General features: G+C 51.7%; 13 protein-coding genes. 4 read left to right on the forward strand and 9 right to left on the reverse strand.

What is annotated here, in order from left to right; genetic code table 11:
- Nucleotides 1-158 precede the first annotated feature (158 nt).
- The 3 genes from AC3CB2_RS19865 to AC3CB2_RS19875 form a co-directional block, all read right to left on the reverse strand.
- The gene (locus AC3CB2_RS19865) at nt 159-1,229 is read right to left on the reverse strand and encodes an ABC transporter ATP-binding protein (protein WP_075701200.1); all 1,071 of its coding nucleotides are present in this window, start codon (nt 1,227-1,229) and stop codon (nt 159-161) included.
- A 23-nt stretch (nt 1,230-1,252) separates the two neighbouring features.
- Nucleotides 1,253-3,460, reverse strand: a complete 2,208-nt coding sequence (locus AC3CB2_RS19870) for an ABC transporter permease (protein ID WP_352935356.1) — start codon at nt 3,458-3,460, stop codon at nt 1,253-1,255.
- Between the two features lie 98 nt (nt 3,461-3,558).
- A complete protein-coding gene (locus tag AC3CB2_RS19875; RefSeq protein WP_014284624.1) occupies nt 3,559-4,581 on the reverse strand; it encodes an ABC transporter substrate-binding protein in 1,023 nt (340 codons plus the stop codon).
- 313 nt (nt 4,582-4,894) lie between these two features.
- On the opposite strand from AC3CB2_RS19875, the gene AC3CB2_RS19880 reads away from it, so the two are divergent.
- Nucleotides 4,895-5,671 (forward strand): response regulator, encoded by a 777-nt coding sequence (locus AC3CB2_RS19880; protein WP_352935353.1) that lies wholly within the window; start codon nt 4,895-4,897, stop codon nt 5,669-5,671.
- Nucleotides 5,668-8,277, forward strand: a complete 2,610-nt coding sequence (locus AC3CB2_RS19885; protein ID WP_352935350.1) for an ATP-binding protein — start codon at nt 5,668-5,670, stop codon at nt 8,275-8,277. The genes AC3CB2_RS19880 and AC3CB2_RS19885 overlap by 4 nt, the downstream gene beginning before the upstream one ends.
- 24 nt (nt 8,278-8,301) lie before the next feature.
- On the opposite strand, the gene AC3CB2_RS19890 is transcribed toward AC3CB2_RS19885, so the two are convergent.
- The 6 genes from AC3CB2_RS19890 to AC3CB2_RS19915 form a co-directional block, all read right to left on the reverse strand.
- On the reverse strand, nt 8,302-10,143 hold the full coding sequence (locus AC3CB2_RS19890; protein ID WP_352935347.1) for a hypothetical protein: 1,842 nt from the start codon (nt 10,141-10,143) through the stop codon (nt 8,302-8,304).
- Nucleotides 10,144-10,295: 152 nt separating this feature from the next.
- Nucleotides 10,296-11,486 (reverse strand): NnrS family protein, encoded by a 1,191-nt coding sequence (locus AC3CB2_RS19895; RefSeq protein WP_352935344.1) that lies wholly within the window; start codon nt 11,484-11,486, stop codon nt 10,296-10,298.
- The gene (locus tag AC3CB2_RS19900) at nt 11,483-12,295 is read right to left on the reverse strand and encodes an ABC transporter ATP-binding protein (RefSeq protein WP_352935341.1); all 813 of its coding nucleotides are present in this window, start codon (nt 12,293-12,295) and stop codon (nt 11,483-11,485) included. The genes AC3CB2_RS19895 and AC3CB2_RS19900 overlap by 4 nt, the downstream gene beginning before the upstream one ends.
- Nucleotides 12,285-13,067, reverse strand: a complete 783-nt coding sequence (locus AC3CB2_RS19905) for an ABC transporter permease (RefSeq protein ID WP_352935338.1) — start codon at nt 13,065-13,067, stop codon at nt 12,285-12,287. Before AC3CB2_RS19905 ends, AC3CB2_RS19900 begins: the two co-directional genes overlap by 11 nt.
- Nucleotides 13,068-13,148: 81 nt before the next feature.
- The gene (locus AC3CB2_RS19910) at nt 13,149-14,138 is read right to left on the reverse strand and encodes an ABC transporter substrate-binding protein (protein ID WP_352935335.1); all 990 of its coding nucleotides are present in this window, start codon (nt 14,136-14,138) and stop codon (nt 13,149-13,151) included.
- A 220-nt stretch (nt 14,139-14,358) separates the two neighbouring features.
- A complete protein-coding gene (locus AC3CB2_RS19915) occupies nt 14,359-15,261 on the reverse strand; it encodes a ThiF family adenylyltransferase (protein WP_014284616.1) in 903 nt (300 codons plus the stop codon).
- A 268-nt stretch (nt 15,262-15,529) separates the two neighbouring features.
- Between AC3CB2_RS19915 and AC3CB2_RS19920 the strand changes: the two genes are divergently transcribed.
- Both AC3CB2_RS19920 and AC3CB2_RS19925 read left to right on the forward strand, forming a co-directional pair.
- On the forward strand, nt 15,530-16,792 hold the full coding sequence (locus tag AC3CB2_RS19920; protein ID WP_425328962.1) for an N-acyl amino acid synthase FeeM domain-containing protein: 1,263 nt from the start codon (nt 15,530-15,532) through the stop codon (nt 16,790-16,792).
- Nucleotides 16,793-16,969: 177 nt separating this feature from the next.
- Entirely contained in the window at nt 16,970-17,455 is a 486-nt protein-coding gene (locus AC3CB2_RS19925; protein WP_352935328.1) for a DUF2478 domain-containing protein, read from the forward strand.
- The last annotated feature ends 51 nt before the right edge of the window (nt 17,456-17,506 follow it).

Here is a 17,506-nt window from a genome sequence, read left to right on the forward strand (position 1 = left end):
CTAACGAGCAATCGCAGGTAAGTACAGCTTATGCGGGTATCCACACCTCATGCACCCCGCATATTCTCATGAGCCAGACGTAAAGAAGCCCGGAGAGGGGGATCTCCGGGCTTCTGTTTGAGAAGAGAGGGTTCGGATGGAGGTGGCCGTCCTAGCCCTTATGCTTCTGGCAAAAAGGCCAGCCCCTCTTCTTTCAGGTGGATGAAGGCTTCTGTACCTGTTGGAACCACGGTTGCGCTCAGATTGTGATCAATGGCGAACAGCTTGCCCATACCAGTGTTGAGGGAGTACTGGATCTGGTTGCCGAGATAAGCTGCATAGGAGACGCCAGCAGCAATTCCATTGGTCGCATTCTGAGATACGGAGATTCCTTCCGGACGGATCGCCAGCTTTCCGTGCTGACATGCCGGTCCGGAGTAAGGCAGCACAACAGTTGCCCCACCAACATTCAGCGAAACGGTGCCTTCGCCGAAACCTGCAATTTCACAGTCCACCACGTTTGCGTCACCAATAAAGTCAGCGATAAACGCTGAGTTTGGCTGGTTGTAGAGCTCACGTGGTGTGCCGGACTGTGCAATCTCTGCTTTGTTCATCACGATGATGCGGTCAGAGACCGCCATTGCTTCTTCCTGATCGTGCGTCACGTAGACAGCAGTTAGACCAAGCTTCTGCTGGATCTCGCGGATCTCTTCACGCACGTGACGCCGCAGCTTCGCATCAAGGTTAGAGAGCGGTTCATCCAGCAGCAGAACTTCTGGCTCCAGCACCACAGCACGGGCAACCGCTACACGCTGCTGCTGACCACCGGAAAGCTCGGATGGAAGACGTTCGCCGTAGCCAGCCAGTCCGACCATTGCCAGGCCTTCTTCGGCTTTGGCTTTGGCTTCCTTGGCTGGCACCTTGTTGACGCGCAGACCATAGGACACGTTATCGACAACGCTCATGTGCGGGAACAAGGCGTAGGACTGGAACACCATAGAGACATTGCGGTAGGTCGCAGTCAGGTGAGTGACATCCTTGCCGCCGATGTAGATGGTGCCTTCAGTAGCCGCTTCCAGACCTGCGATGAGACGCAGGGTGGTGGTTTTACCGCAACCACTTGGCCCCAGCAGAGTGACAAGCTCACCCTGCTGAATGTCCAGATTGAGAGGCTTCAGTGCGGTGACAGAACCGTATTTTTTGACAACATCCCGGAACTGTACAGAGCCTGCTTTTTGCATAATAGACATGATTTACTCCAGAAACTCTAGGATTAAGCTGAAGCCAGCTCTTTGTTCTTGTTAGAGGTTTGCAGACGGTTCTGACGACGCAGCTTGCGCTGGCCAATGACGACCTGCAGCAGCAAGATTGCTACAAGCATGGTGATGATCAACACGGAGGAGTACGCAATCGCGATGCCGTACTCACCATGTTCAACACGGCCCACGATGAACGACGTTGCCATGTTGTGGCGCGCGCTCACCAGGAAGATCACCGCGCTCACAGAAGTGATGGCGCGAACGAAGCTGTATGCTAGTGCAGCAAGGATCGCTGGTCCCATCAGAGGCAGGATGACTTTGCGAACAGTGGTAAAGCTGTTTGCACCAAGGGTGATGGACGCTTCATCCAGGCTCTTATCCAGCTGGGACATAGCCGCGATGCCACCACGTACACCCACTGGCATGTTGCGGAACACAAACACGATGATCAGGATGATGCTGGTACCGGTCAGCTCGATTGGTGGTGTGTTGAAGGCCATGATGTAAGCCACACCAATCACAGTGCCCGGAATTGCAAAGCTGAGCATTGTGCTGAACTCGAACATGTTCTTGCCAGCAAACTTCTGGCGCACCAGCAGATAAGCAGTGAGTAGACCCACAACAGCGGTGAGTGGGGCTGCGATGGTGGAGATGGTCAGCGTGGTGAAGTAGCTGTCCCAAGCCACACCGGTCCAGCGAATGCCGTTGTTGAAGCTGACGGAGAACGCACGGATGTAATGATCCAGCGTGAAGGTGTTGTCGTAACCCCAAAGCTTCACGAAGCTACCAAACACAATCATGGAGTACACAACTGCGGTAAACGCTGCCCAAGGAAGTGCGAAGCCGTAGCAAGCCCATTTCAGAGCCGGGTTCAGCGGAGAGTGCTGACCAGAGTCGGCCTTACCGGTCACAGTTGCGTAAGACTTCTTGCCGAGCCAGAGACGCTGCGCGATGAAGGCGGACAGAGTGAGCATAAGCAGCACGACAGCGAGGACAGCTGCACGGGATGGATCAGCCACAGCACCCACAATCGCAAAGTAGATCTCGGTAGACAAGACGTTGTAGTTGCCGCCCAGAACCAGAGGGTTACCGAAGTCGGCGATACTTTCAATGAAGCCGAGCAAGAAGGCATTTGCCAGACCCGGGCGCATCAAAGGCCAGGTGACGTTCTTGAACGTTTGCCACTGGGTTGCGTTCAGCGTCTGAGAGGCTTCTTCCATGGATGGGCTGACGCCCTCAACCACTCCAATCAGCACAAGGAACGCGATCGGCGTAAAGGAAAGCAGCTGCGCGAGATAAATGCCGGAGAAGCCGTAGAGCCACCGGCTCTTGGAGATGTCGAACATCTCATGCAGCACATCTGTCACTACACCAGCACGGCCGAACATAAGGATCAGCGCAAGACCAATCACAAAGGGAGGAGTGATGATTGGAATGATGGTGAGAACGCGCAGCAGCTTTTTCGCAGGAAACGCGGTTTTGGTCGCAATCAACGCAAAAGCGAGACCGAGGAGGGTTGTACCAGCACCGGTGAGCACTGCGAGGAAAACAGAGTTCCATGCCGGTCCGCAGGTCTTGCCGCCAGCAAGGCAGGCAAGGCTCCAGATATCGCTGGAGAAGAAGCGGGTAAAGAAGGCCGTAATATCAAAACTGCCATCTGATGCTTCAAAAGCGCGGATCAGGATTTGGGAGACCGGATAGAAGACGAAAGTCACGACCAGCGCAATGATGAGGCCGATGCTGCCAACGATGAACGCATCACCGCGGCCCTGACCTAGACCTGAAATACTGGTGGTGAGAATGAAGAGCAGAGCGCCAGCGGTGAGCAGGGCACCGGCACCAAAGCCAATCTGTCCAGACGCAGCTGAACCGAAGTTAAGCGCATCATTGAACAGTTCAGGGCCGGTTCTGCCAATTGCAAAGCCCTGCGCAAACAACAGAACGATGCCTGTAATGGACAGAATAACAAGGGCTTTTGCACGGGTACGTTCATCTTTCAGCACAGCAAACGACAGGGCAATGCCCACGAATGCCAGTGCCAATGGAACAAACCACCAGCGGCCATAAAGCAGAGCTTGGAAGAGGGCAGGTGCGGCGTCTTCGCTGAGGAATTCGCTGAACAACCAGCTAAAAGACCAAAAGCCGCTATCTACTGAGTACCAGGGAAATATGCAAAATCCCACTATTCCGGCGGCGAGCCAGAGCGCAATTGTCTTTCGCATGATGTTGATCCGAGAGTTTTGTATTGGCGCAAGCGCGAATACGAAGCAATGCATGTAAGGGAAGGGCGGACGGATCCGCCCTTCAGCGCTTGATTTACTTAGTGAGAAGCGTTTTTAACTTCTTCGTTCCAGCGCTTCAGAAGACGTTCACGAGTAGAACGCTCACCGTATGTTGCAAAATCGTAGTCGATCAGCTTGATGCTTGCCAGATCTGGGGACTCAGGAGCAACGGATGCTTTAGAGTTGGAAGGAACCTGGAAAGATTTCACTTCTACAGAACGGGACTGAACATCTGGACGCAGTGCGTATTCAACGAACTGTTTTGCCAGTTCAGGGTGCTTCGCACCTTTGATCACACTCACAGCACCCACTTCGTAACCAGTACCTTCACAAGGTGCCACGATCTTCAGCGGGAAGCCGGAACCTGCCAGTTTCACCATATCGTGCATGAAGCCGATGGAGATGGTGGTTTCACCGCGCGCCGCAGCTTTGCTTGGTGCAGAACCAGACTTGGTGTACTGGTTCACGTTCTTGCCGATTTCAGTCAGCAGACGATAAGCTTCGTCTTCACCAAACAGCTGAACGAATGTTGCCAGTTCAGTGTAAGCGGTGCCAGAGCTGTTCGGGTTCGCTACCTGAATTTCGCCCGCATATGCTGGGTTGGTCAGGTCTTTCCAGCAAGCTGGTGCTGGCAGGCCGCGCTCTTCCAGAACTTCAGAGTTGTATGCAATGCCCAGAGCGCCTGCGTAGATGCCCACGGTGCCACCGTTGGAGATCTTGTGCATGTTGGATGCCCAGCCAAGCAGCTCGCTGGTGTCAACGCCAGGATCCTGTGTCAGGCCTTCAAACGCTGCGATCAGGTGTGGATCGCCGGTGCCGCCCCACCAAACGTCGATTTTAGGGTTGCTTGCTTCTGCACGCACCTGAGCGAGGGTTTCGCCGGTGCTCTTACGAACCATCAGAACTTCATTGCCGGTTTCTTCCTCAAAACCACGAGCCATCAGTTCACACCAGTCCTGCTCAGCACCGCAGACCATGTTGAGTTCTTCTGCAGAAGCTGTTGCAGGAAGTGCAGCAAGGAGGCCAACAGCAGCAAGACCACCTAAAAGAGCGTTTTTCATTATCTTCTCCCAAGTTAAAACGCATGTAAGTGTAATAACTTATAAGTACACCCACATCATCACGTAACTTGATTTGAAAATTACATGAAACATCACAGGAACGCTTATGATTTACCGTTAAGTATGTTCTCATTTAGCAGATATATATTTTAAATGTTACATTTATTACAGAAATGAGTTACATATGAAATATTAGAATTATTGATGACAAGGCACTTTCCCGTGCATTGTCGCCGCAATCTGAAGAAAATCAAAAACGACCTCCGAGTATGCGTCTGGGAGCATGGTACGGGTTGCGAGGAAGGTTACGTCAATGACCGAGAGTTGGGATAGGTCACCCTCAAAGGTAGCTGTCGTCGATGACGATCCGGCTATCCGTGAGGTGTTGCAGGAGTTGCTGCACGAGTATGGGTTTCAGGCACTGCCGTGCCATGGGAGCAAAGACCTTATAGAGCTGAAAGAACTGGAAAGCCTTGATCTGGCAATCATCGATCTGAAACTGGACGGTGAGAGCGGCATGATGCTGGCGCAACGCCTGCGCACGTCCTATGACTTTCCAATCATCCTGCTGACTGGCACCGGCGACGAGGTAGACAAGATCGTTGGGCTGGAAACCGGTGCCGATGACTTCCTGATGAAGCCATTCAATCCGCGTGAGCTCATAGCGCGCATTCGTGCGGTGCTGCGTCGTTACAAACGCAACGTTCCGGCTGAACCTAAGCCAACTGTTGCTACAGCACCGGCTCCACAAGCTTCAAGTGCTGGGATCATTCCACTCGGCGAGCTCTCCTTCATCTGCGATGAACGGCGTTTGCTGGATACGAACCTGCGGGAAGTAAACCTGACAAACTCCGAGTTACGCCTGCTAGAGTTCCTCATCGAAAACCCGAACCGACCAATAGATCGGGTTGAGCTGCTGGAGCATCTGGGCGGTGATCTCTCTCGCTACATGGATCGTACAGTTGATGTGCTGATCCTACGTTTGCGGAGAAAGATTGAGGCTAATCCTTCCAAGCCAGTGTTTTTGCAAACCCGCCGTGGCAAAGGTTATGTCTTCGCACTGGAAGATGCGGCTGTAGATCTGCCATGACCTTTCTGCCCCAACGCGTGAAAGCTCTGCTTTCCATCAAAACACGCCTACTTGCAGCCATCACGCTACTAACCTTCGCAACTTTGTTTGCTGGGTCCATCGCGTGGTATTGGCTGGATCAGGCCAATGTGAAACTCGTTGGGCATTATCAGAAAACCATTGAAGCCATTGCAAGCTCCCTCCAGCTTGCCAACAAATCCGCTGGTCTGGTCAGTTCTGCCCCGTTCATTCTAAACCTTTCCTCCGTCTATCAGATCGAAAACGAAGGCTCCCGCTTGCTGGTGGAGCTGAGCAAGGCTGAACAACAGTATCGCGACAACTTTCCGCTCTCTCGTCAGGAAGGAAGCCTTGGGCGTTTTCTGCCAGAAGTGCAGAAGAACCTCTCCCTCATGCGCTCACAAGTGGCTGTGCTAGTCAACGCGGCTCAGCAGATCAGCGAGTCTGAAGATCAGGTGCGCCGCGTTCTTGTAGACCTGACAAAGATGGAACGTCTGGCCGTCAAAAACTCCTCCACGTTTTACCAGAGCGCAGAGGAACGCAAAGCATGGCAAGGGATTGGACAAGCTGCCAATCTGTTGATCTCTGCAGCCCACGTCACCGACTTCCTCAGCCTCGGAGAACTGCGACGCCGCTATCACGTGCAGATGACGGATCTTGATGGGATGCCAGCGCCAGAGGTTCAGCAAGCAATCCAAGCTCTGAAAGCCATCGCAGAAGATGAAACCGGGCTTTATGCCACCCGCCATCTGGCTATGGCTGGGCAACTGGAAGCGCGCAACGCTCTTTTCAAAATCAAATCCAGCGCTCAGACAATCAACCAGCTTGTTGCTGAGTTTGTACGTTTGTCTGGTGAGGAGATCGCCAAGCAGCGACAGGAAACCTACTCCTACATCTCCAGCGCCCAGCTTGTCGTTCTGGTCACCGGGATAGCCAGCATCATTCTGGCACTGATCTCAGCGCACTATATTGCAGGATACGTTACCAAAAACATCAACCGCATCTCCCGCGCCATGTCCAATCTGGCAAAGGGGGATCATTCCACCGTACTGCCGCGTCCGGCCAGACAGGACGATGAGATCACACGGCTGCTGCACTCCTTCCGGATCTTCCGCGCCAACTCCATTCGTTTGAGACGCATCTACGGTCAGCTACAGCGCAAGACAGAGCTGTTCGAGACAACCTTTAACTGCATCGCTGAAGGGCTGGTGCTGACCAACGACGCGTTGGATATGACAGCCTGGAATCCGCGCCTTGCAGAAACTCTCCGCATCAAAGAAACCGACATCAAAGCGGCAAAGGACATCCGTATCCTCATCCAGAACTCAGGCTTTCGCTGGAAAGACGCGAATGTACGCCCCCATGGCAGCCGCTTCCGGTTCGCTGAGTTGATCCATGATGACGGGATCCTGATCGAAGTGCGCAAGAGCCCCCTACCGGAAGGTGGGGCTGTCTGGTCATTCTCGGATGCAACAGACCGACGTTTTGTGCAGGAGCAGGCGCGACAGAAGCAAAAGCTGGAGAGTCTTGGCCAGCTGACGGGTGAAGTGGCCCATGACTTTAACAATATCCTCACTAGCATCTCTGGCAGCGTAGGCATCATTGAGCGCAAGAGTGACAAGCTGATTGATCTAAGAGGGAACATCCAACGCATTCACAGCGCTGTGGAGATGGCCACCAACCTCACACAACGACTGCTCGCCTTCGCACGTAAACAGCACCTTGAGCCGGAAGTCATCGAGATCAACCATCTCATTGAGAGTGTTGCCGAGATCATCTCCCTCAGTGTAGATGAGCGGATTATTTTGACCACGGACCTGCCAGAGGAAGAGACTTACGTCCGCATCGATCCGGGCCAACTGGAAAGCGCTCTGCTCAACCTGTGCATCAACAGTTCGCACGCGATTGCAGAGGATGGTACCATCTCCATACGGGTTGAGGTCAACGGTATGGAAAGCGTCTCCATCAGCGTGACTGACAATGGTTGCGGCATGGATCAAGAGACGCTGGACCGAGTGTACGAGCCGTTCTTCACCACCCGTAGAACGTCAGCAGGCTCAGGTCTTGGTCTAAGTATGGTGTTCGGCTTCATCAAGCAATCCGGCGGTGAAATGGGCATCACCAGTGAGAAAGGGGAGGGCACAACAGTCACCCTCGTCATCCCGCAGGCGCCAGTTGAGGAGTTGGTACCCAACACAGCAATCACCTTTGACAAGCCCTATCGTATTTTGCTGGTTGAGGACGATCTGCAAACCCTGCTACGCGCAAAAACCATGCTGCAGGAGATGGGTTTGGTGTGCATTGAAGCCAACAGCTATGGCTCAGCTAAGGTGCTGATCGATAACGGAACGTTCTTCGATGTCCTGTTCACTGACGTCCAACTGGAAGACGGCAAAACCGGTTGGGATCTGGCTGAGGCCAGCATCAAAGCGTGCGCAGACCAAAAGGTAGTTGTCACGTCAGGCCGGTTCCCCAAAGCATTGGAACCAGAAGGCGAGAGCCTCGAAAAAATCACCCGCCTCGCCAAGCCCTACACCAAGGAAGAACTCGCCGAAGCGCTGCACCAACAGCTGCAACGCTTCAACATGGGCGGCTTCACAAAGCACTGAAATCAATCAGTACTTCTGATGTGATCAGGCGTAGAATCTATTGGAAGATAACCCTTCTTCTTTTTGAAATGTTACTTCAGCTGAGAAATGGAGGATCGGCACCGTTCCATCTCGTGCAACGCGAGTTTTGTAGTACTCAACAGGATCAACACGTTTCGCACCATCAGATAGGCTATCAACTTCGAACCAATCACCGTGTTCATTTTTGCGAAGTGCAACAAAATGACCACCTTGACCAAAGACCAATCGGTCAGTCTCACCAATAATCTTCGTCAGGCTTGCAACATTCTGATTCAACTTAGCTTCATCCTTTGGCTCAATTAACCAAGTGGATTTAAACTCAGGGACGCCAAGTGTGTCACGTTTTGCATTAACAATATCGACCCCAAAGCTAGCCTCCGACCCATGTCGACGAATATGATCAGCAGGGGAATGCCCATTGAACATTGCAAACTCTGCGGCGGCTGTTTCCCGATAAAGCTTTAGTGGATCACGATGGAACTCACGTTGCAGTTCTGCAGGTTTACGACGCAAGTAATTGGAAGCTTCCCGGAGGAAAGCCTCTTCAGACTTCTGCTTGTATCCCTCGATGAAGCCTGCCACTTGTTGATCAACCAGATCATCGACGGTCACGGCTTCAAACCCAAGACAAGCATTCAAAGCATGCTTCAGGCAGTATTGGTTCTGTTGCTTTTCGCAGTAGAAATCTGGATTTACACCAGCAGGTTTCTCACGTGCATCAACATTACTTCTGTGCGTTGCCGTCGTGTGAGCAGAGCCGTAACGCACACGATCTTCCTTAGGCGGAGCTGACACTTCTTCAGGAGTTGTCGGTTCAATTTTATGTTCAACCTTCCTGATCAGCTCATTCAGCTCATTCGTTTGTAAAGACAGGTACTCATGCCGATCTTCACTATAGAGCTTCTGACGATAAAGATCCTGGTTCTGCAATTGGATTTCGTCGTCAAGTTGGTTTGCTGCTGCACGCAAATCCTGAAGCTGCAGAGACTGGTAGGTTGGGGGAGCATCCTCAAACGACACATCACGAACGTTCTCAAACAGCTTTTCGGCCTGTTGCAAAGTGCTCTTTGCTTTGTTCTCAAGCAGTGTGTAGTCGTTCAGATCGGACAGTTTCACATTCTCATGAGAGATAGCTTCACTTAAAGCTTCTGAGAAATCAGACCGCCCCAATGCGCTGAGAAGTTCGGCTGTAGTCGCGAACTCTTGTTCCGAGATAGCTTGTGCCTCCTGAAAGGCTGTTCCACCAATTGAAGAAATAACCCGGACTACTTCTCCCAAGAACTTATCTCTGCTGTCAGACTCCACCGGATTATCATGCTCCGCATGGTCATATCTGATGTTGCATTGACACGCATCTGTAGCGGTTTCGATTGCTTGAAGTTTTGCAACGAGCAGCTCTTTCGCGCTCTTAACATCTACAGTGCCTTGCTTAATGTCAGCAGTGAGATTGTCGAGATCCCGAAGTGCATCATTAAGTTTCCCGAGATCTTGTTTCAGTCCTTGCAGATCCTGAAAGTACTCCGAGGTTTTAAATATCTTCCCTTCTATGGAGCCTTTCTCAGCGTGTAGAAAATGTTCAATCTTACTAATGACAGATGAGACTATTTTATAAAGCGCTTTCACACCAAAAATTGAAGGCGAAGTACGATTGGTTTCCTTAATTACTTCTGCGCTTAAAACTTTACTGGCATCGTGCAAAACATGAGCGACATCTTTTTTAAGTTCAGCTTGCTTATGAGAGACGGTCTCAACAACGTTCTGCTGACCAGATGGTATCGATGAACTGTGGTTGCCCTGAGCCGGAGTAATCGACGGGTGCTGAGAGGATGAAACTCCGAGTGTCATGAAAATGTTCCTTGGCATTTATACTAATGTTCTTGCCATACACATTAGCGACATCGTGCCGGGGGGAAGTGACATTTAAAACAGGACTTTCAAAAAGACCATGTTTCTTCGGTTCAAGCAGTTTGGTTAGCAAAAGCATCGATAGTTACCTCCTACACATCAACGTTTTCTCGAAAGACAATTGGCAGAAAGTGGATCAGGTAGAGCCCGAAGGCTAATGCGAACAAGCTCCAGGCAATCTGCATAACATCCAAATCGGGTACGAGGAGCGGTCCGAGAGAGCGAACCAGACAGGCTCCAATGAGGGACAGGATCGCCCCCCCCAACACCTTAGGCAGCTGCAAGGAATAACCTGCGTGACGCAGCCCTGCGATGGTCAGAACCATGAATGTCGCCAGAGACAAGCCGCCGATAAAGATCATATGCTGCCCGGAAACATAGGAGCCTGCAGACAGCACTCCCAGCAACCCACCGGCCTCTAACGCAAAGCCAATTCCGAAGAACCAGTAGACCAGATAAAGCACTTTTGAGAATGGCGTTCTCAGTGATCCGGCCTGATGCCAATCCTGTAGTATATTCAAAACGGCACATGCTGACGCCAGTGCCAACCATCCTTGCAAGGCATCCGAAACACCCAGCGCCTTGGCAAGTGTGAATGCAGTGATGCAAAACAGCGCCGCGCGTCTCATTGGCGGGCGAGGAATAAACACCGCACCATCTTCACGAGGTGAAAGCGCATCATTCACAATCACCATGGAGACCGGTGCAAGAGCAGTCAAAACCATCAGTACGAATGCACCTTCAGCAATCGCAAGCCCCTGATTAAGCACGCCAAGCTCGGTATACTCCCAAAAACAAACAAGCTGTGCAGCACAAAGCATCAAAACGGGCCACATGAGGTGACGCATCTTTGCTTGCAGCAGTCTTGGCAACACCACGACAAGCAAGGCTGCAGGGAAGAGAGCCTGAATCCCGAAAACAATGGCGCTCGGGAAAATATCGAGCGTCCAGAAAGCCGCTCGGCCAGCCAGCCACAAGGCTCCAAGGCCGGCGAGTTCAGCTCCAGCTATCTTTGGTGTGTTCGACCAGGAAGGCACGGCTGTCGTCAGAAAGCCTGCCATTGCACCAGCGAACAGACCAAAGAACATCTCATATTGATGGAACAACAGCGGGTCGGCATCAAAAGGCACTGGCAGAACATCCGCCAGAACGAGGCCCCACATAGCGATTGAAAACAACGCATAAAGCGCCGTTAACGGGAAGAAAACCCGAAACCCTTCTGAAAACACAGGAGCATCGAAAAAGGAGGCTTTATGCTCTGGCATACGCACGACATCAGTCATACCAGTTTCTCCCAATTGCTCATGTTAAACAGGCTAGCGATGCGGTCATCTGCCAGCAGACCTGCTTCCAGATCCATCAGGTTTCGGCGTGTACGCTCAGAACGCGGCAATGGCACTTCGTACTCTTTGGCAAAATGGCCCGGATCTGGCGCCATAATGAGGACACGATCACTCAAAGCCAGTGCCTCTGTCACATCGTGGGTCACCATCAAAACGGAACAATGTTTCTGATCCACCTCGTGCAGCACCTGCCGATAAAGGTCACGACGGCGACCAATATCGAGCACACTGAATGGCTCATCCAGAAACAGCAAATCGGGCTCCACCGCCAAGGCACGGGCCAAGGCTCCACGCTGGCGCATACCGCCAGAGAGCTCTGAGGGATACTTGATCAGATCATCCTCAGAGAAGCCCATGGCGTACGCCACTTCACGCGCCTTTTTCATACGCTGAAACTTAGTTAGCTTCTGGCCCTGTAATCCGAAACTGATGTTGTTGAGCAAGCTCTTCCATGGCAGCAGCCTATGCTCCTGAAACAGGATGGCTGTCCGCTTTGAGGCGTTTGAGATTTTGCCTTCACTGGCTTCAATCAATCCAGCAGCAATGCGAAGGAAAGTGGACTTTCCGCATCCAGACGGGCCGATGATGCTGACAACTTCGCCCTTGGCAAGCTCCAGCGTGCATGGTGCCAGTGTTTGTTGTAGTGGATGGTACCGGTGGTCTTTCACCGTAACGGACAGGACTGATGGTTTTGGGTCAACTGACGTGGTTGGCACGACAGAGAGCAGGGGAGCAGTTTCATTCGGCATGCTTCCAGCCCTCCACATAGTCTTTGACAGGATTAAGCAACGTGCCTTCGATCACCAGCAACAGGCCTACAACAACCACGATCCATGCCATGGTGGAGGCGGTGTCGATGTTTACGCGTGCTTCTGCCAGCCCGGCACCTATCCCGCGTGTGCTGGAGAGCAGCTCTGCCATCACCACCACTTTCCAGCTCAACCCCAACGCTGTTGCCCATGCCGGAAAGAGGTAGGAAACGATCTGTGGCGCTTGCACCTGCCAGAACCGCTGTATCAGCGGCACATGAAAGCTCTGTGCCATTTCGTCCAGCTCTTTCTCCCGCATCCGCACGCCTTGCAAAGCTCCCGCGAAAATGAGCGGAAGCGTGGAGATGAAGACGGTGAAGATCGGTGTTCCGTCATCCCCTCCAAACCACAGCAAGGCAAGGACGATCCACGCGATGGGAGGGACGCCGAGAGCGACGGTGATAAATGGCTTACACAGCAGAGAAAGCGTGTTGGACCAACCGGCAATCAATCCAAAGGAGATGCCGAAAGCGCTGGCCAGCAAGAAGCCAGCGAAGGCGCGCTTTGCAGTAATCAGAATGTACTCAAAACCGGAAGGCAATGCGACCAGATCGATCAGCTGGCCAAGTGCTTCCATAGGCGCGGGTAGTACCAGAGAGCCGAATGCCTCAAATCCAATCTGCCACAACGCAAATATGAGAAACACACCGGCAAGTGTGCCCCACCCACTCCAAAGTTTATTGAGCAGCGTTGATAGCATGTGATGGATCATGAGGCATTTTCTCGTTGTTCTTTAAAGGGCTCAGCAGACCAGTTGACCGTAACCTTTGAGCGGCCTGCCGAGCCAACTTAGCTAGAGATAGAAGTCCGCGCTTGGAAGCTTCCCGCCAATGATGGAAGGATTCTTCTCTGCCAGAATGGAGTAGAATTGCTCCAGCTCTGCCTGAATGTCTTTGGCGCGTTTTGCTGTCAGGTGCGTGTGCGGCACCGATTTGGCGATCACTGGTGCGGGAAGCTTAATGTTTTCGGCAGCGACTGCCGCTGCTTCCTTCGGATTTGCCTTAACCCATTCGGTGCCTTCAATGCAGGCCTTATGGAAACCTTCGATCAGCTCTGGCTGTGCATTCAACAGGTCGTCATGCACCATCATCCCTGCCATCGGGAAACGGCCTTTACCGCCGGTGACAGAAGCCCATTCACTCGCCAGATCGATTGAGCGATGGATATTCTTACCAAGCTTTTTGCCTTTCACCATACCAGCAGTTGCTGCTGGTTCTGGCAGAACGCAATGTTTGATACGGCCCGAAAGCAGGAGCTGCAGCGCCTCGAACGGAGTGCTGACATAATGTAGCGTGTAGTCTTTGCCTTCAGACAGGCCGTTCTGCTGCATGACACGACCAAACACGAGGTCCGGCATGTCATTCCGGAAGAACATGCCAATCTTCTCACCCGCCAGATCAGCCGGAGACTTCACAGAGCCATCATAGCTGAGCACATAGAGCATGCCCCAGGTCATGATGTTGAGCATCTTGACCGGAAGACCTTTGTTGGAAAGGTTCGCCGCCACATAAGATGGAGTACCTGCCAGTTTCCAATCACCGGAAACAAAGCCTGCACGCAGAACATCTGGTGACTTATAGACGGAGAAATCCACCTTTGACGTGTACTCAGACAGCAAACCTTTGTTGGCAATGTAAGAAAGCACAACAGATGGACCGACCGGAGGCCCATAAAGGGATAGGCTTGGCGCAGCTGCATTTGCCATAATTGGCAAAGTTCCGCCAATTGAGGCGGCGGCAGCAAAGCCAGCAGAATGGCTCAAAAAAGAACGACGTGTGATCATTACGGGGCTTCCATCGAAACGGGATAGAAAACGGGCAGTTCGCAAATGCGAATGAGTTGCAAGAACTGTAGATCACGTTCCCGGACGTTCTTATTTGACGAAAGTCAATAATATGAGATTTTAACTCATATTAAATCGCGCAATGCTCCAAAATCTTCAAAAATAAAATGCGCGCAAGATTGGCTTCAACCTGCGCGCACCAAAACTCAGAGGATTACTCCTAAGAAAACAGCTTCATCGTTTTCTTAAGCTTCAGTTTCTGGAAGAAGTTGCCATTTCCGGAGGGGAGGCGCTTGGTGACGAACTTACCCTCATAGGCATCAAAGTGATGGTACCAAGGGGCAGGCTTCAAAGGCCCACGACCAAGCAGCAGCTTCACAGCCTGCGCTCCCACAACTCCTGCAGCCAACTGACACCCGGCAGCCGTCGAAGGGCCGCGTTCCTCACTCAGGTTCAATTGAGAGGTATCAACCAATGAATGACGGTGTAACGCACTTGGGGCAAGGCCGAGCAGGAACTTGAAGTACTGATGCAGCTCGTCTTCGCCTTCAAACTGGAAGTAGTCCTCAAAGCTCATGCCATCCGGTGTGAAGCATAGATAGGCTGTCCCCATACCAAGAGGCGCGGCAGTCACAGCCGGGATGCCGAGTTCACGACACTTCGCAAACACTTTGCGTCGCATGCCAAGCACGAAGAAATCGAACCCATCAACGAACATGTCTACGCCTTCAAGGAAGGCATCGATATTCTCATCTGTTACGCCATCAGGAAACACGCGAAGATCCGCCTCCGGGTTGATGTTTCGCACTTGCTCAGACATCACCGAGACCTTCGGCTCCTGAAGTGTGCTGACGGTTGCGCCAATCTGGCGATTGAAGTTAACGATATCGAAGTGATCAAAATCTGCGACACTGAACGCACCAATGCCCAGACGCGCCAGTGTAACGGCGTGGATACCACCGACACCACCCATTCCCGCAATGGCAACCCGCTTGCCTCGAAGCAGTTGTTGCTCCTCTTCAGTGACCCATCCGATGTTTCTGGAAAATGCAGCTTCATAGGAAAATCCGGTATTTGCGACCGGTGATACCTCATGAACTTGGGATGCAGCTAAAACAGTCAATGCCTTCCTCCACAAATAAAACGTGAATTCAATCCAAGTGCTCATCGCGCTCAGTAATATAATTTATCGATTGCGCTTAAATTTAAAACACAACCCAACTAAGCATATTTTTGTCATAACAAGTATTTGTCAATGTTAATTATAATATTAACGTTAATATTATTTTTATTCTATTCAGATTCATCAAAGCATTGCAGAATTATAACTTTAGGTAATTTCAATTTTTATTCTGCAACAAGCGAGATTGTTCAAGTAAAGGTGATTGAGCATGATCAATACAAATCAGCACTGCGCAAATCATGAAGCGGCCAGATCGCGAAAGTTTTCCATTTTCCGGAGAAGGGTAAAGCTGCAAAACAGCCCTCCCGCAGGCGTCATTTTCAAACAAGCAGATACACCTGAAGAGCTCACCCAGGTCTGCAAGTTACTCTACGACTCTTATACCCAGGTGGGTTACATGAAGGAGGACGGTACGGGCTACAGGTTCACGCCCTACTACATCCTCCCATCCAGCTATACTCTCATCGCAAAACAGGGTGATACCGTCATCGCAACCACCACAGTTATCGTAAAGTCTCAAGAAGAACTGCCTGTTGAGCAGATTTTTACTCTGGATCACATCGCGAAGTGGGATCGGCGCATCGCTGAAGCATCCTCACTCACAGTTCACCCAGATTACCGCTCTCAGGAAGGCTCACTCATTCATGCCTTGCTGAAGTACATGTTTCAGGTTGCAAGAGAGGATTTGGGCATCCACGATCTAGTCATGGCCTGCACTCCAAAGCACATGGATTTCTACGAGGCACTTCTGCTCTTCCGACGCTTAAGCCACGAAGTGATTGATGCGTTCGACTACGTGAATGGCACAACAGCAACCGGGGCTTATCTCAACTTCACTGAGATGCATGCCGACTATCAGAGAGTCTATGGCGATACTCCCGATGAGCGCAACCTCTTCAAATACTATATGGAATATGAGTTCGACAGCTTTCAAAAGCTAAGCAAAGTGTCGTCAGCTTATGACGGTAATCGCTGGAGCGCAAAAGAGTTGGAGCACTTCCTTCATGGCCCAATCCAGGGCGCAGTTTCGCTGACACGAGATGAGCTAAAACTACTCCGGCACCATTACCCTACACGTGAGTACGATCACCTTTTCGGTGCACAGGAGGTGACCTCAGCGCTTATAGACACAGACATAGCAGGTCTTGTACGCCTCAGATCCAACTTGGAAACACCAGTTATCCTGCGGCGCATCGAAACCGATAGAGTTCACCTGACCACGCCCAAGCCTTATGAGCTACTGAATGCAAAGGAGCTCAGGCTGCTTCTTGGCACCTACGCACAATCGCCTATAAAGGTACAATCCATCACGCTGACTGGCGGACCGAATGCGATTGTTCGTTTCGACCCGAACTCATCCCCACAAGTTAGGGAACTACTCAACAATGCGACATCACCAAAGGCACCAGCACGCCTGACAGATATCTTTGCTGAGGCTTTTCACCCACCAGAACTGGCACACGTCGGCTAGACTAGAGACAGTAGCCACACTTTTCGTCCTGCAATGAATGCGCAAAGTCTGCCTTGGAAAGAAGATTGTGCGCATTCGCCGCAGGGGTAACCTTGCGTAGATCAAACTAGGATTATTACAGTTTGATATGAGAGTTTTCACATAGCTGAAAAAACAGAAGCGCAAGGAAGACCCCAGATGAGAATTGCTTACACCCTACCAAAAGGAAAACTGGTGCTGACAGAACTTTCTGAGAAACTTCGGGAAGACGGCATACGGACTTGCGGTATCGTGCAGGCAGAAACAGTGAATGAAGATCGTCACCGCTGCGACATGGACGTGCTCGTCCTGCCAGATGGCCCACAGATCTCGATCACCCAATCTCTCGGCAAGGAATCTTCCGGTTGCCGACTGGACACATCCGCCCTTGCGCAAGCAGCCGGCGAGGTGTCTCAGCGCATTGATCAGCCGTTTGATGTGTTCATCCTGAACAAGTTTGGCGAACAGGAAGCCAATGGCAGCGGCTTCAGAGATCTGATTGTAAAAGCGCTGGAAAGCGGTGCATCAGTGCTCGTCGGCACGAATGACATCAACATCGATGCCTTTAAAGAGTTCTCTGGCGGCATGGCGGAGTTTGTTGAGCCAAACGTTGCCGACCTGAAAGCATGGATTGAGAACCGCTAGGCACCATATCCTCAAGATCATTCGTGAGGCACGCTTGCGAATGATCCTTCA

The sequence above is a fragment of the Pseudovibrio sp. SCP20 genome (assembly GCF_057774105.1).

Excerpts from the sequence above, each read along its gene's own strand:
- AC3CB2_RS19880 (WP_352935353.1), top strand. The coding sequence starts at position 4,895 with ATGACCGAGAGTTGGGATAGGTCACCCTCAAAGGTAGCTGTCGTCGAT.
- AC3CB2_RS19905 (WP_352935338.1), bottom strand. The coding sequence starts at position 13,067 with ATGATCCATCACATGCTATCAACGCTGCTCAATAAACTTTGGAGTGGG.
- AC3CB2_RS19910 (WP_352935335.1), bottom strand. The coding sequence starts at position 14,138 with ATGATCACACGTCGTTCTTTTTTGAGCCATTCTGCTGGCTTTGCTGCC.
- AC3CB2_RS19900 (WP_352935341.1), bottom strand. The coding sequence starts at position 12,295 with ATGCCGAATGAAACTGCTCCCCTGCTCTCTGTCGTGCCAACCACGTCA.
- AC3CB2_RS19885 (WP_352935350.1), top strand. The coding sequence starts at position 5,668 with ATGACCTTTCTGCCCCAACGCGTGAAAGCTCTGCTTTCCATCAAAACA.
- AC3CB2_RS19865 (WP_075701200.1), bottom strand. The coding sequence starts at position 1,229 with ATGTCTATTATGCAAAAAGCAGGCTCTGTACAGTTCCGGGATGTTGTC.
- AC3CB2_RS19920 (WP_425328962.1), top strand. The coding sequence starts at position 15,530 with ATGATCAATACAAATCAGCACTGCGCAAATCATGAAGCGGCCAGATCG.
- AC3CB2_RS19875 (WP_014284624.1), bottom strand. The coding sequence starts at position 4,581 with ATGAAAAACGCTCTTTTAGGTGGTCTTGCTGCTGTTGGCCTCCTTGCT.
- AC3CB2_RS19890 (WP_352935347.1), bottom strand. The coding sequence starts at position 10,143 with ATGACACTCGGAGTTTCATCCTCTCAGCACCCGTCGATTACTCCGGCT.
- AC3CB2_RS19925 (WP_352935328.1), top strand. The coding sequence starts at position 16,970 with ATGAGAATTGCTTACACCCTACCAAAAGGAAAACTGGTGCTGACAGAA.
- AC3CB2_RS19870 (WP_352935356.1), bottom strand. The coding sequence starts at position 3,460 with ATGCGAAAGACAATTGCGCTCTGGCTCGCCGCCGGAATAGTGGGATTT.
- AC3CB2_RS19895 (WP_352935344.1), bottom strand. The coding sequence starts at position 11,486 with ATGACTGATGTCGTGCGTATGCCAGAGCATAAAGCCTCCTTTTTCGAT.